At 73.3% G+C, this 13878-nt stretch carries 11 protein-coding genes; 9 read left to right on the top strand and 2 right to left on the bottom strand.

Annotated features, from left to right (window positions below):
• Positions 1 to 154: 154 nt before the first annotated feature.
• Entirely contained in the window at positions 155 to 2131 is a 1977-nt protein-coding gene (locus ACIGXX_RS43525; RefSeq protein WP_399984762.1) for a hypothetical protein, read from the bottom strand.
• 855 nt (positions 2132 to 2986) lie between these two features.
• Here ACIGXX_RS43525 and ACIGXX_RS43530 point away from each other — a divergent pair.
• From ACIGXX_RS43530 to ACIGXX_RS43570, 9 genes are all read left to right on the top strand, one after another.
• Positions 2987 to 5146, top strand: coding sequence for a hypothetical protein (locus ACIGXX_RS43530; RefSeq protein ID WP_399984765.1), 2160 nt, complete (start codon positions 2987 to 2989; stop codon positions 5144 to 5146).
• Between the two features lie 240 nt (positions 5147 to 5386).
• Positions 5387 to 6925 carry a GT4 family glycosyltransferase PelF gene (gene pelF / locus ACIGXX_RS43535; protein WP_383827176.1) on the top strand — a complete coding sequence of 513 codons (1539 nt, stop codon included), beginning with the start codon at positions 5387 to 5389 and terminating at the stop codon, positions 6923 to 6925.
• A complete protein-coding gene (locus tag ACIGXX_RS43540) occupies positions 6922 to 8361 on the top strand; it encodes a hypothetical protein (protein WP_399984769.1) in 1440 nt (479 codons plus the stop codon). The genes pelF and ACIGXX_RS43540 overlap by 4 nt, the downstream gene beginning before the upstream one ends.
• Positions 8362 to 8495: 134 nt before the next feature.
• A complete protein-coding gene (locus tag ACIGXX_RS43545) occupies positions 8496 to 9497 on the top strand; it encodes an SDR family NAD(P)-dependent oxidoreductase (RefSeq protein ID WP_399984772.1) in 1002 nt (333 codons plus the stop codon).
• Between the two features lie 101 nt (positions 9498 to 9598).
• Positions 9599 to 10312 carry a sugar phosphate nucleotidyltransferase gene (locus ACIGXX_RS43550; RefSeq protein ID WP_351173713.1) on the top strand — a complete coding sequence of 238 codons (714 nt, stop codon included), beginning with the start codon at positions 9599 to 9601 and terminating at the stop codon, positions 10310 to 10312.
• Positions 10313 to 10319: 7 nt separating this feature from the next.
• The gene (locus tag ACIGXX_RS43555) at positions 10320 to 11276 is read left to right on the top strand and encodes an NAD(P)-dependent oxidoreductase (protein WP_351173715.1); all 957 of its coding nucleotides are present in this window, start codon (positions 10320 to 10322) and stop codon (positions 11274 to 11276) included.
• The gene (locus ACIGXX_RS43560) at positions 11273 to 11938 is read left to right on the top strand and encodes a spherulation-specific family 4 protein (RefSeq protein WP_351173717.1); all 666 of its coding nucleotides are present in this window, start codon (positions 11273 to 11275) and stop codon (positions 11936 to 11938) included. Before ACIGXX_RS43555 ends, ACIGXX_RS43560 begins: the two co-directional genes overlap by 4 nt.
• Complete coding sequence (locus tag ACIGXX_RS43565; RefSeq protein ID WP_351173719.1) at positions 11935 to 12723, top strand: endo alpha-1,4 polygalactosaminidase; 789 nt, start codon at positions 11935 to 11937, stop codon at positions 12721 to 12723. The genes ACIGXX_RS43560 and ACIGXX_RS43565 overlap by 4 nt, the downstream gene beginning before the upstream one ends.
• A gap of 105 nt (positions 12724 to 12828) precedes the next feature.
• The gene (locus ACIGXX_RS43570) at positions 12829 to 13215 is read left to right on the top strand and encodes a hypothetical protein (protein ID WP_351173722.1); all 387 of its coding nucleotides are present in this window, start codon (positions 12829 to 12831) and stop codon (positions 13213 to 13215) included.
• 9 nt (positions 13216 to 13224) lie between these two features.
• Here ACIGXX_RS43570 and ACIGXX_RS43575 read toward each other — a convergent pair whose 3' ends face one another.
• Positions 13225 to 13851, bottom strand: a complete 627-nt coding sequence (locus ACIGXX_RS43575; protein WP_351173725.1) for a TetR/AcrR family transcriptional regulator — start codon at positions 13849 to 13851, stop codon at positions 13225 to 13227.
• Between the last annotated feature and the right edge of the window lie 27 nt (positions 13852 to 13878).

A 13878-nucleotide genomic window follows, 5' to 3' on the forward strand; every position in this document is an offset into this window, starting at 1 on the left:
GCTGGTGACGTGTTGCGCGGGGGCGGCGTGCTCGGGGGCGGGGGCGGCGGGGGGGGGGCGGGCGGGGGGGCCGGGGGGGGGGGGGGCGCCGCCGGCGCCCCGGCGCCCGCCCCCCCCCCCCCCCCCGGCCGCCCGTCGGCCCCGTCCGGCCCGCCTAGCGCGCGGTGCGCGAGCCGACCTCGTCCAGGGTCTCACCGTCGGACAGCCGGGCCCGCACGGTCACATCGGGGTCCTTGGGCGCCCTGACGGCCAGGGTGCGGCCCCGCTCGGTCGCGTCGACCTCGCCGGTCACCTCGATCCCGGTGACCTCGCGGCTGCCCGCGGCGAGGAGATAGCGGCGCCCGGAGCCCGCGGTCCAGGGGGTGGCGGCCACGATGTGCTGGCCGAACCGGCTGCAGGCAGCGGTCGACCGTGCCTGCCCGACGAGCTTCGCCGGTGCGGTGGCGGACGTCGTGGGTGTGCGGAACTGTACGAGGACGTCGCCGGGGCCGCGCCAGGTGGACGCGCGGGTGCAGGACCACACTGCCTTGCCTCCTTGTTCGGGCAGGTCCTGCTCGGCGAAGTCCCATTGGTTGACGGCCCGCACGCCGCTGTGCCGCAGCTCGGGGAGCCGGCACGCGGTGCGGGCCCAGCTCCGCAGCGCCGCGCCGCTGGTGGCCTCGCGCGGCTGGCGGGGCGGCGCTCCGGTGCCGGGCAGGGGGGTGTAGCTGAGATGCGCGGGAGCGAGGCCGCCCAGGTCGGTGACGAGGAAGGCGTGCTTCTCCACGATCTTGCCGGAGGAGCGCAGCTGCAGGACCGGCAGGCTGTCGCACGGCCCCTTGCCCGGCGGCTGGGCGACGGCATCGGTGACGCCTTCGTCCGACATGTCGAGCGGGCGGCCGGGGGAGTCGGGGGTCAGCAGGTCGCGCGTCTGCGCCTCGGCGATCCAAGGGGCGGTCAGGTAGCGGATCTTGCCCGACGCGCGGCTGACGACGAGCGCGGCCGCCGTGGTCACGTCGGCCTCGTCGGAGCGGGAGACGGTCAGGGACGCGGAGCCGCTCGGCGATGAGACCGCTTCGGCGTAGCGGACGACGCGTCGGCCGTCGTGGAACAGCACGACCGCCTCCCGGCCGACGTCACCCGCGTACAGCAACTGGGTCTGGCCGGGCGGCGGTTCGGCGCTGGTGGACCTGGCGACGCCGATGCGGGTGCCGCGTGGCGGATCGGTCCAGGTGGCGAGCGCGCGAGTGATCAGCTCGTCGTCGTCGGCGCGCGCACCGCGTGCGGGCCATGCGGTGAAGTCCACGCGCGAGGTGTCGGCCCAGGCGTCGGGCGGGGTCCGGACCAACTGATCCGGTGTAACGGCTAGTTGGACGTCGGCCGTTCGGTCGCGCTCGCCGGGGGGAGCGGCCCCGACGCCGGTCAGCAGTATCGCGCAGCAGAGGGCGACGAGGCCCGCGGCGAGCCAGGAGAGCTGGTACCGGCGCCTGCGGCGCAGCAGATCGGTCGGGCGGGTCTGTACGGAACAGGCGTCGAACTCCCGTGAACGCAGCAGCGTTTCCGTCGCCTCGCCCGCGGCCGCCTCCAAGTCGCCCGCGGTGTCGACTGCCCGCTCCGGCCGAGGAACATCGGCGGCGGCGAGCAGCTCGACGACCTCGGAGCGCGAAAGACCTTCCAGCTGGAGCAGCACGAAGGCCGCACGGGCGGGCGCGGGTACCTCGGAGAGGACCTGCCCCAGCGCGATCTCCTCGCCGCCCCCGGCGCGCGGGAACAGCCGCAGCCCCCAGACCATCGGGAGCATGGGACGCAGCGTGCGCGGAGGCGGAAGGAAGCCGGGCCAGCCGCGCGGACGGCGGTCGTGGGCCAGCGCCGAGCGCAGGACGCGCGCCCGCGTGCCGGCGACCGCGGGGTCGGGTCTGCCCCTTCGCTGCTCGGGCACACGGGGCGCGGCCCGCCCGATGCGGAATCCGGGCAGGGCGCGCTGTACCAGAGCGTGGGCGACGAGGACTCGCCGATGCCTGCTGAGGGTGTGGGGGAGCGTGAGGTAGGCGAGGCGTACGAGACGGGTGTACTGGTCGACGATGACGGCTTCGGCCTGGTCAAGGGCCACCCGCCCGGACACCTTCGCCGAGGGCCGTTGCGATGTGCTCATCGATCAAGAAGCCTTCCAAAGGCTGACGACGTTGCGTCCTGACCAGGTTCAAACGAGTGAATCGTGCGATGGTCACAGTCGTCCCGGCATCCCGGCATCCCGGCATCCCGGCTCTGGCCATTGCGTCGCTGTGGTGGCCGTGGACGTGGACGTGGAGATGGAGGTGGCGACGGCAGCGTCCGGGCGGAGGAGGCTCTGCCTCGACACTCCACCGGGACCACTTGCTTCCGTCGCCACCTCCGTGTGTCCGAGGTCCCCCACGACCCCTTCGGACACCCGTCATTCGTCGGGGACGGCGTGCTGGATTGGTTCTGTTGCGCGTTCGCTTCACGCCCCCTTCGGCGCCAGGAATGCAAGAGCGCCCCTCCGCACGCCCCCCATCACGCCCTGAATTGCGCCCCCTGATGTTCATGGAACGCGCTTGCCGTGCAGGTCAGAACGCGCTTTCCAGAAGAAGGTGGGGTGGCGCGGGTCTCTCTCGCTTGGCTGAATCGGCTCGGTTCTGCACGACCCCGATTCCGATGGCCGGTGAACGGATCCGGGACCGGCGTGTGTATCTGGCACCTACCGTCCGCTCGGGGGCCGACGACCCCTCTGAGCGGCCACGGTGTCCTGGAGCACCTGCTTCCGCAGTGTCATCTCCCGTCCCGTGTCTCTCATTTCGTACCCCTAAGGGTTGGCCAGCATTTTTCCGCCAGGTTTCACAGAATCCGCACAGACCCCCCAGGTGGGACGCACTATGTGACGCGTCAGAGCGACACGGACACATACTGCGATGTGTGACCGCGTCGTTGGGGGGCGGGCCATGGGGTGGAGACACCCCCTGCGCCCGACCGGGAGGGGACCACACACCGCATGAATCACACCGCGCGAGCGGCGGCTCTCGGCGCCGGCGCTCTGCTTCTCGCGCTCTCGCTGCCCGGCGCTCCGGCCTCGGCGGCCGAGCTGCCACGCATCGACCTACGCGTCCTGGTGGTGACCGACGGCGGTCCTGCCACCGCCGCGCTCACCGCCGAACTCGACACCCAGGGGACGCCGTACACCACCGTCGACCTGCGGCGGAGCGGGCGGCCGGTGATCGACGCCGCGTTCCTGGCCGACCGTGTGGACGGCCGGGCCCGCGCCAAGTTCCAGGCCGTCGTGCTGCCCAACGACAATCCGTTCGGGGCCGGTTCCGCCGAGATGGCGGCCCTGGCCTCCTACGAGCAGACCTACGCCATCCCGCAGGTCGACGCCTACACCTACGCCAGGCCCGAAGCGGGCCTGCGGACCCCGGAGTTCAGCGGCTCGCTCGACGGGGTGCGGGCCCAGGTGACCGCATCGGGCAAGAGCGGCCCCTTCGGCTATCTCGCCGGGCAGGTGCCCTTCGAGGACAACGCTCCCGCCGTCGGCGAGAGCTACGGGTTCCTCGCCGAGCCCGCACCGGGCGCCGACTTCACGAGTTACGTGGACGCACCGATACCCGGCGCCTCCGGCCGTGGCTCGCTCGTGGGCGAGTACCGCCACGACGGGCGGCGCGAGCTGGTGGTGACCTTCGTCTACAACCAGCACCAGCAGCAGTTCCGCCTCCTCGCCCGCGGCATCGTCGACTGGATGACCCAGGGGGTCCAACTCGGCTCGTCCCGCAACTACTTCGCCGTGCACGTCGACGACGTCTTCGGCGCCGACGACCGCTGGGACACCGAGCTCAACTGCACGCCGGGCGACGTGGACTGCCCGCCCGGCCAGGGCACGCCCGACCCGATCCGGATGACGGCGGACGACGCGGCCTACGCGGCCCAGTGGTCCAAGGGCCGCAAGTTCCCGCTCGACATGGCCTTCAACGGCGGCGGCAGCGAGCTCTACCGCGAGGAGAACGGCGGCGCGGACCCGCTGGCGGACCGGCTGATCGCCGACCGCGCCGAGCACCGCTGGATCAACCACACGTACAACCACCCCTTCCTCGGCTGCGTCCAGGACGTCAGCACCGTGCCGTGGACCTGCGCGAAGAACGCGGACGGCAGCACGCGATACACCACCCGCGCCGAGATCTCCCAGCAGATCTCCGACAACCGCAACTGGGGCCAGCGCGCCGGACTCCCGCTCCAGAACGGCGAGTTGGTCACCGGTGAGCACTCCGGGCTCAAGGTGCTCCCGCAGCAGCCCGACGACAACCCGAACCTGGGCACGGCCCTGCGGGACAACGGCGTGACCTGGCTCGGCTCGGACAACTCCCGGGACCGGGGGCAGCGCCAGGTGGGCCCCGCGCTGACCGTGCCGCGCTTCCCGATGAACGTCTTCTACAACGCGGGCCGCGCGGGCGAGCAGATCGACGAGTACAACTGGATCTACACCCGCAAGGCGGACGGCGGCAGCGGCGTCTGTGAGAACTCCTCCGTCGCCACCTGCCTGGAGAGCCCGCTCGACTCCGTCACCGGCTACCAGGACCACATCGTGCCGGTCGAGTCGACGATCGCGCTCGGGCACGTCCTGGGCAACGACCCGCGGCCGCACTTCATCCACCAGTCGAACCTCGCCGAGGACCGCATCGCCTACCCCGTGCTCGGCTCGGTCCTCGACGCGTACGGCGCGCTGTTCGCGGACAACGCGCCCGTGGTCAACCTGCGGATGGCCGACATCGGCGGCGAGCTGCGCTCCCGCGCGGCCTGGGACACGGCCGTCAAGGCCGGCAAGGTCACCGCCTACCGGATCGGCGACAAGGTGACGGTCCAGGCCCCGTCCGGCGTGGCCGCCCGCGCCACCATGCCCACCGGCACCGTCCAGCAACTCCTCCTGGGCACCGACCCGTTCGGGTCCGCCTACGCCGGAAGGGCCTCCGGCTGGGCGTCCCCGGGGCTGCTCCAGAGCCGGGTCACGCTCGACCTGCCGTCCGCCCCCACCGTGGGCACGGCGGCGGCCGAGCGGGCCGACGTCCCGAAGGCGGCCAAGAAACTGCCCGTCCCCTCCGGCGCCACCCGGTACGTGAAGCCGGGCGCCGACGGCCACACGCCACGCGCGCTGCCCACCCGGCGCTGACCTTCCGGTCGCACCCGGCGGCCGGCCGGCCCCTCCCGACCGGCCCCGGGTTCACACCGCGCGCCACGCCTTCGCCGTCGCACCCCGCCCCGCCGTCCCGGGGCCGCACACCGCACCACCTCCCCCCGCGCCCGTACGTCCCGCACGTCGCCGTTCACGGAACACGCCCAGCCCCGGTCCACCGGGTCGGGCGCCGCCGTCGGCTCCCTCGCGTTCGTATCTCACCCGCGGAGCCCCGCCATGCCCGACTCACCCTCACCGGTGCCGATACCGGCGCCCTTCTCCCTGCCGTCGCCCCGCCCCGCACGGACCCGCGTCACCCTGCTGACCGAAGGCACCTACCCGCACAGCCACGGTGGCGTCAGCGTCTGGTGCGACCAACTCGTGCGCGGCATGCCCGACATCGACTTCGGCGTGCTCGCCGTCACCGGCACCGGCAGCGAGAGCCTCGCCTGGGAGCTCCCGCCGCACGTCGACGCTCCCGTCTGCCTGCCCATGTGGGGCCCGACCCCCGCCGGACACGCCCCGCGCGGCCGCCGTCGACGCCAACTCCTCGGCTCCTACGAGCAGTTCCTCGCCGCGCTGCTCGACCCGGCCGCCGAGGACGGCTTCGCCCCCGCACTCCACGACCTCGCCCGGCACGCCCGCGACGGCGCCCTGGCCCCCGCGCTGCGCACCGACCGCGCGGTGCACGTCCTGAGCTCGGTGTGGAACGTCCCCGGCCGCGCGACCGCCGAGGCGCGGCCCACGCTGCACGACGCGGTCACCGCCACCGGCCTGCTCGAACACGCGCTGCGGCCCCTCGCGGCCCGGCCGCCCGAGCACGGCGTCGCACACGCGGTCAGCGGCGGCATCGCGGCCCTGCCCGGCCTGGTGGGACGCCAACTCCACGGCGTGCCCCTGCTGTTGACCGAGCACGGCGTGTATCTGCGCGAGCGCTACCTCGGCTACCGCACCGGACCGTACAGCTGGCCCGTGAAGGCCCTGCTGCTCGGCTTCTTCCGGCTGCTCGCCGAAGAAACGTACCGCCAGGCCGCCCTGATCACCCCGGGCAACCGCTACAACCGCCTCTGGGAGGAGCGCGGCGGCGCGGACCCCGCCCTCATCCGCACCGTCTACAACGGCGTGGACCCCGAGGCGTTCCCGCCCGCGGGCCCCGAGCCGCAGAGCCCCACCCTGAGCTGGGCGGGCCGGGTCGACCCGATCAAGGACCTGGAGACCCTGATCCGTTGCTTCGCCCTGGTCAGGCAGGAGATCCCGGACGCACGGCTGCGCCTGTTCGGCGGCACACCGCGCGGCGGCGAGGCCTACCGCGAGCGCTGTGAGGCATTGGCCGCCGAGCTGGGCCACGGCGACGCGGTGGTCTTCGAGGGCCGCGTCGAGCACATCAAGGACGCCTACTCGGCGGGCAACGTCGTGATGCTCTCCAGCATCAGCGAGGGCTTCCCCTTCACCCTGATCGAGGCCATGTCCTGCGGCCGGGCCACCGTCTCCACGGATGTCGGCGGCGTGCGCGAGGCCGTGGGCCCCACCGGGCTCGTCGTGCCGCCGCGCGCACCGGAGGCCATGGCGCGGGCCGTCGTCGAACTGCTCCGCGACCCCGCGCGGCGCGCCGCGATGGGCGAGGCGGCCCGGCTGCGGGTGATCGAGCAGTTCACGCTCCGCCAGACGGTGGACGCGTTCCGCGCGATCTACGAGGAACTGGCCACGACCGGCCAACCAGGCGCTGTACAGGCGGAGTTCGCCGACCACCTCATCACGGACGAGGTGGCGGGATGAGCGGCCCCCTCCCTCTCGGGCCGCGCCGCCGCGCCCCCCGCTGGGCGGAGACCGACGGTGCCTCCAGCGCGGAGGACACCCTCGCGCTGCGCCTGGCACGCCCGCCCCGCACCGTCCACGACGACGGCAGACCCCGCACACGCCCCGGCGTCGCACTGCGCCCCGCCAGGCTCGACGACCCCGTCGACCGGCTCGCCGCCGAACTCGCCGACGACGCGGGCGCGGCCGTGCACGCCTACGAAGTCGCCGCGCTCCTGGAGTCGCAGGGCCTGACCGGCGACCGGATCCAGGAGACCTATGGGCACCCCGATCTGTTCTCGCTGGCCGACGCCGTCTTCCGGCGGGTTCCGCGCAGCCATCCGAAGCCGCCTGTGCCGCCCGACCCCTGGCGGCCCGACCATCTGCGCTGCGCCCTGCGCGGGCTGCTCTTCGCGCTCCCCGGCACGGCCTACGTACTGGCGCAGGGCGCGTGGGGTTCGACCACCGGGCTGTACGGGCTGATCGCCGCGGCCCTGGTGTCCTGGGCCTGGTCCCAGGCGCTGAGCCACCGGGCCTACAGCCGGCTCGCGGCCGGGCGGCACGAGGCCGGGCGCACCCTGCTGGTCGGCGCCCCGCTCGGCGTCGTGGCCGCGTCGGCGACCGGCCTGTTGGTCGCGGGTCCCGGGGCCGCCGCACTGTTCGCCGTCGGGCAGTCCTGCTATCTCGCCGCGGCCGGGTTGCTGCTCGTGCTGGGCCGCGAGAAGATCCTTGCGGCGGCGCTCCTTCCGGTCGTGCTGGCCGCGGCCGCCCAGCCGTGGTGGCAGCCGCCGCAGCTCCTGCGGACCGGCCTGCCGCTGCTGACCGTGCTGTTGGCGACGGCGGCGGCGGGTCACGCACTGCGGTCGGCGCTTCGGGCGCCTCCCGCGCCGGGGCCCGCACCGCGCCTGGTGGGGTCCCTTCCGTACGGTCTCTTCGGTCTCGCGGCCGGGACGCTGACCGCGGTGGCAGGACATCAGGAGCCGTACGCCGTCATCGTGCTGACGCTGAGCATGGGCCCCGCCGAGTGGCTGCTCTACCGCTACCGCGGACTGGCCGTGGCCGCCCTGCACGCCTCGACCACCCCCCGGGGCTTCAGGCTGCGCGCCACGCGTGCGCTCGCGGTGTGCGGCGTCGCCTATCTCGTCCCGCTCGTCCTGGGCGCCGTACTCGTCGGGGCGAGCGCGGCCCGGCTCGTCCTGCTGGGCGCCGTGCTGTGGCTCGCGCTGCTCCTCCAGGCGTTCGGCGCGGCCTGGCCGTCCGCCGCGCCCTGCCTGGCCGCCGCGGCCACCGCCACGGCGCTTCCGCTCACCGGCATGGTCTCGGTGCCCATCGCGCAACTCATCGGCTGTAGCGCCGCGGTCCTGGCGCTCCTCGCCGTCGCCGTCCACCACTTGGGCAGGCCGACGGCGCACGCCTGAGCCGCCCCGCGCCGCTCGGCGCCCCCTTCACCGGGCCCGGCCCCCGCCCGTCGCACCACCGCGTCACCGTCCCGTCATCAGTCATCAGTCACCGGTCATCCGTCATCGGTTCATCAGCCACATCAGGAGCACTCATGGCATCCGCACCACTCGTCGCCGTCACCGGAGCCGAGGGCTTCATCGGCTCGCACCTGACCGAGGCCCTGGTCGCCTCGGGCCACCGGGTCCGCGCGATGGCGCAGTACAACTCCTTCTCCTCCTACGGCTGGCTGGAGACCCTCGCGCCCGAGGTGCTCGCCGAGGTCGAGATCGTCCTGGGCGACGTGCGTGACCCGGGCTCGGTCCGCGGCCTGGTCACCGGCGCCGAGACCGTCTACCACCTGGCCGCCCTCATCGCGATCCCGTACTCCTACCAGGCCCCGCACAGCTACGTGGACACGAACGTCACCGGCACCCTCAACGTCCTGGAAGCCGTGCGCCACCTGGAGATCCCGCGCATGGTGCACACCTCGACCAGCGAGACCTACGGCACCGCGCAGACCGTGCCGATCACCGAGGACCACCCCATCAACACCCAGTCCCCGTACGCCGCTTCGAAGGCGGGCGGCGACCGGCTCGCCGACAGCTACCACGCGAGCTTCGAGACGCCCGTGGTCACCCTGCGCCCCTTCAACACCTTCGGCCCTCGCCAGTCGATGCGTGCGGTCATCCCCACCGTCATCGGCCAAGTCGCCTCGGGCTCAAGGGAGATCACCCTCGGCGACCTGCGGCCGACCCGCGACTTCACCTTCGTCGCGGACACCGCGCAGGCCTTCATCGCGGTCGGTACCGCGCCGGCGGAGGCCGTCGTCGGCCGCACCTTCAACTCCGGGACGGGTGGCGAGATCTCCGTCGGTGACCTGGTGCGGCTCATCGGCAAGGTGATGGAGGCCGATCTCGACGTGCGCGAGGACGAGCAGCGCATCCGTCCCACCGCCTCCGAGGTGATGCGCCTGGTCGCCGACGCGAGCAGGCTGCGCGCGGCCACCGGCTGGACCCCCGGGCACGACCTGGATCAGGGCCTGGCCCGCACCGTCGAGTTCTTCCGCGACCCGGCCAACCTGGCCCGCTACAAGACGGACATCTACAACATCTGAGCCATCCCTGACCGGCCGTCAACCGACCGTCACCTGATCGTCAACCGCTCTGCTCATCAGGCCACTTGACCACTTCGGGTCACCCACAGGGGAGACGAACCATGCACGCAGTCATTCTCGCCGGCGGCAAGGGCGTCCGGCTCCGGCCGTACACCACCGCGCTGCCCAAGCCGCTGGTCCCGATCGGCGACCAGCACGCGATCCTGGAGATCGTGCTGCGCCAGCTGGCGACCGCCGGCTTCACCAGCTGCACCATCGCGATCGGCCACCTCGGCCACATCATCCGCGCCTACGTCGGCAACGGCGCCCGCTGGGGCCTGCGCGTGGGCTACTCCACCGAGGACAGCCCGCTGGGCACCATGGGCCCGCTCCTGACGATGATGGACCGGCTGCCCGAGCACTTCCTCGTGATGAACGGCGACATCCTCACCGACCTGGACTACTCGGACGTCCTGAACAGCCACACCGCGTCCGGGGCGCCGCTGACCATCGCGACGTACGCACGCGAGGTGCGCATCGACTTCGGCGTGCTCACCACCGAATCGGAGCGCGTGGTCGCCTTCACGGAGAAGCCGAGCATCGACTACCGCGTCTCCATGGGCGTGTACGGGCTCTCGCGCGACACGCTCGCCCACTACACGCCCGGCCTGCCGCTCGGCTTCGACGAGCTCGTCCTCGACCTGCTGAAGTCCAAGACCCCGCCGCACGCCTACGCGTTCGACGGCTACTGGCTCGACATCGGACGCCCGGACGACTACGACCGCGCGAACGCGGAGTTCACCACGCACCGCTCCCTTCTCCTCAAGGGAGCGTGACGGGGCCGTGCGCATTCTCGTCCTGGGCTCCACCGGATACCTGGGCGGGCACATCGCCGAGCGGCTGCACGCCCTGCCGGGCGTGCGGCTGCTCCGCGGCGGCCGCGCCCCCGCGGACGACCTGCGGGTCGACCTCGCCGCCATGACGCCCGCCGCACTGGCCGAACAGCTGACCCGGGCCGAGCCCGACGCCGTGGTCAACTGCGTGGGCGCGGTCGGCGGCAGCGCGCTGACCCTCGCCGAGGCCAACTCCCGGGGCCCCGCGGCCCTGTGCGAGGCCCTGCGCACGGCGGCGCCCGCCGCGCGCCTGGTGCACCTGGGCTCGGCGGCCGAGTACGGGCCGACCGGCATGGGCGAACGGACGGCGGAGGAAGCCCCCGCCCGCCCGGTCGCCCCGTACGGCGCCACGAAGCTGGCGGGCACCCTCACGGTGCTCGCCACGGAACTCGACGCGCTCGTGCTGCGGGTCACGAACCCGGTGGGCCCCCGGGCTCCCCGGGCCGGACTGCCGGGGCGGCTCACCGCCGAGCTGGGCCGCGCGGTGACCCGGACCCCGCACGGCGGCGTCCAGGTCGGCGACCTGTCCGCGTACCGGGACTTCGTCGACGTACGCGATGTGGCGCACGCCGTCGAGCTCGCCCTTGCCCTGCCGGGGCGGCTGCCGCGGCTGCTCAATATCGGCAGCGGCCGTGCCGTGCCGGTGCGCGACCTGGTGCACGGCCTGGTCGGCGCCGCGGGCTTCACCGGGCGGGTGGAGGAGTCGCTCGGCAAGGTGGGCCGCTCGGTGGCCGTGCCGTGGCAGTGCGCCGACATCGGCGCCGCGGAACGGGAGTTGGGCTGGACGCCGACGTACTCCCTGCGCGATTCCGTGACCGCGCTGTGGGAGGCCGACGGCGCGCCGCACGCCCGCCTCGCAGATGAGGACAGGTCGCGCCTTGCGCCCGCCGCCGGGGAGCCGCGATGACCCTGCTCGTGCCGTTGTACGTGCACCCGGCCGCGGACCCCGCGGCCTGGGAGGCGCTCGTGGCGGCCGCGCCCCAGCTGTACGGCGTCGTCCTGAACGCCGCCGACGGCCCGGGCGCGGCCCCCGACCCCGCGTTCACCGCCGCATCGCGGACACTGCGCGAGGCGGGGGTGCGCGTCCTGGGGTACGTCGACACGGCGTACGGACAGCGGTCGATCGCGGCCGTCACCGACGACCTGGACCGGCACCGCGCGTGGTACGACGTGGACGGCTGCTTCTTCGACCAGGTCTCGCCGGGCCGCCGCGAACTGCGGCACTGCCGACGCCTGGTCCGCTCGGCACGGGGGAGGGGCGCGGGCACGGTGGTCCTCAACCCGGGTGTGCATCCGGCGCCCGGGTACGCCCGGGCCGCCGATCTGCTCGTCACGTTCGAGGGGCACTGGACGACGTATCTGCACTCGTTCACCGCCCCGTCCTGGACGGCCAGGCACCCGCCCGAGCACTTCTGTCACCTCGTCTACGGGGTGCCGCCCGCGCTGACACGCCTCGCCGGACGCACCGCCGTACAGCGGGGCGCGGGCGTGCACTGCGCGGTGCCCGGCGCGGGGCCCAACCCCTGGACCCAACCGCCGCCCCTGACCACGGCCGGAGGAATGTCGTGAGGCACCGCCGCCTGCTCGGCCCGGTGCTCGCCGCCGTCCTGCTGCTCGCCGGGTGCTCGTCGGCGCCGCAGGAGGAAGGCACCCCGGACCGGTGGCGGCCCCGGCCCGGCACCACCTGGCAGTGGCAGCTCAACGGCCGCGTCGACCCGCGCGTGAACGTGCCCGTCTACGACATCGACGGGTTCGAGAACCGCGCGTCCGACGTGGCCCGGCTGCACCGCGACGGCCGCCGCGTCATCTGCTACGTCAACGCCGGTGCCTGGGAGTCCTTCCGCCCGGACAGCGACGACTACCCCGCGTCCGTCCTCGGGCGCCCCAACGGCTGGAAGGGAGAGCGCTGGCTCGACATCCGGCGCCTGGACGTGCTGCGCCCGCTGCTCGCGGAGCGCTTCGACATGTGCCGCCGCAAGGGGTTCGACGCGGTCGAGCCGGACCTCCTGGACAGCTATCTCAACCGCACCGGTTTCCCCCTGACCGCACGCCATCAACTGGCCTTCAACCGGATGGTCGCCCGCCTCGCACACGACCGCGGCATGTCCGTCGGCCTGAAGAACGACCTCCCGCAGATCCCGCACCTCGTGCGGGACTTCGACTTCGCCGTCAACGAGGAGTGCGCCCAGTACGACGAGTGCGCGTCGCTGACCCCCTTCATCAAGGCGGGCAAGGCGGTCCTGCACGTCGAGTACGCCGTGCCCAACGAGAAGTTCTGCGCCCAGGCGCGCCGCCTCGGCCTGTCCTCGATGAGCAAGAAGCTGAACCTGGACACGTGGCGCAGGCCCTGCTGAGTCGATCGGGGGACGCCGCGTAACGGACGATCTTGCCCTCGCGTTGGTCTGCCGGGGCCCGGCAATGTGGGCCGGGCCATGACGAAGGCTTGAGGGGCACTCATCATGCACGACATCACCAGGAAGATCGCCGCGGGCGTCGGCGCCATGGCCGCGGCGCTCGGCTGCGTCGTCGTCACCGGTCCTTCGGCGGCGGCCGACGGCAAGTGGTGCAACCACTCGGTCTGCATCGAGACCTACGACAGCGGCACCTACCTCGGCCGGGTGGAGGTGTCGGTCACCAACACCAACCAGCCGAACCGGATCAGCGCGCGCGTGTGGACCACCAACGGCTGGAGCGCCAACACCAAGGTGGAGGACGTCGCCAAGTTCCGGACCTACCGGGACCAGGCCTACCCGCAGCGCCACTTCCCCGCGGGCACCCGGCTGTGCGCGGAGGGCTTCCGGGGCGGGGCCAGCGTGGGCCTGCCCTGCGTCACGCTCACCGACTGACCCCGCCGGTCAGCCGTACTGACGACAGCGCCCGGGGAAGACGGCCCGGACGCGCGCGGTGACGAGGGCGAGGGCGGCCCGCGATGCGGCGGTGTCGGGGTCGGAGCCGAGTTGCAGGGCCAGGCCCTCGGTCAGACAGTGGAGTTCGAGTGCGGCGAGGTCCGGGTCGGTGTCGGCCGGGACCTCGCCGCACTCCTTGCCGTTGTGGACCGCCGTGGCGAGCATCGAGCGGATGAGCCGGCCCGTCTCGGCGTGGGACCGGGCCAGGCGGGGGTTGTCGACGGTGCGGCCCAGGAAGGCGAGCACCACCCGGTGGGCCGAGCGGCGGCGCGGGTCCGCCGGGAGCCATTCGGCCAGTCCATCGACGACGACGTCACGGATCGGCAGCCGCCGGCGCGTGGCGCGTTCCCCCAGGGCGGAGACCCGGTCGAGGATCTGCTGGACGACGCGTTCGTGGGTGAACAGCAGCATCTCGTCCTTGGTCGGGAAGTAGTGCTGCACATGGCCGACGGAGCAGCCCGCCGTCGCGGCGGTCCGCGCCACGGTGACTCTGTCGAGCCCCTCTTCGGTGACCAATTTCTGTACGGCGTCGGCGACCTGGATGCGCCTTGCTTGGTGATCGACGACCTTCGGCATGCCGTCAGGGTATCCGCCGGTGGGCCT

The organism is Streptomyces sp. NPDC055243 (assembly GCF_044544025.1).
In the GTDB taxonomy this organism is placed as follows: Bacteria; Actinomycetota; Actinomycetes; order Streptomycetales; family Streptomycetaceae; genus Streptomyces.

Coding starts and splice junctions, on each gene's coding strand:
- ACIGXX_RS43540 (WP_399984769.1), top strand. CDS start 6,922: ATGAGCGGCCCCCTCCCTCTCGGGCCGCGCCGCCGCGCCCCCCGCTGG.
- ACIGXX_RS43560 (WP_351173717.1), top strand. CDS start 11,273: ATGACCCTGCTCGTGCCGTTGTACGTGCACCCGGCCGCGGACCCCGCG.
- ACIGXX_RS43570 (WP_351173722.1), top strand. CDS start 12,829: ATGCACGACATCACCAGGAAGATCGCCGCGGGCGTCGGCGCCATGGCC.
- ACIGXX_RS43530 (WP_399984765.1), top strand. CDS start 2,987: ATGAATCACACCGCGCGAGCGGCGGCTCTCGGCGCCGGCGCTCTGCTT.
- ACIGXX_RS43550 (WP_351173713.1), top strand. CDS start 9,599: ATGCACGCAGTCATTCTCGCCGGCGGCAAGGGCGTCCGGCTCCGGCCG.
- ACIGXX_RS43575 (WP_351173725.1), bottom strand. CDS start 13,851: ATGCCGAAGGTCGTCGATCACCAAGCAAGGCGCATCCAGGTCGCCGAC.
- ACIGXX_RS43525 (WP_399984762.1), bottom strand. CDS start 2,131: ATGAGCACATCGCAACGGCCCTCGGCGAAGGTGTCCGGGCGGGTGGCC.
- pelF (WP_383827176.1), top strand. CDS start 5,387: ATGCCCGACTCACCCTCACCGGTGCCGATACCGGCGCCCTTCTCCCTG.
- ACIGXX_RS43545 (WP_399984772.1), top strand. CDS start 8,496: ATGGCATCCGCACCACTCGTCGCCGTCACCGGAGCCGAGGGCTTCATC.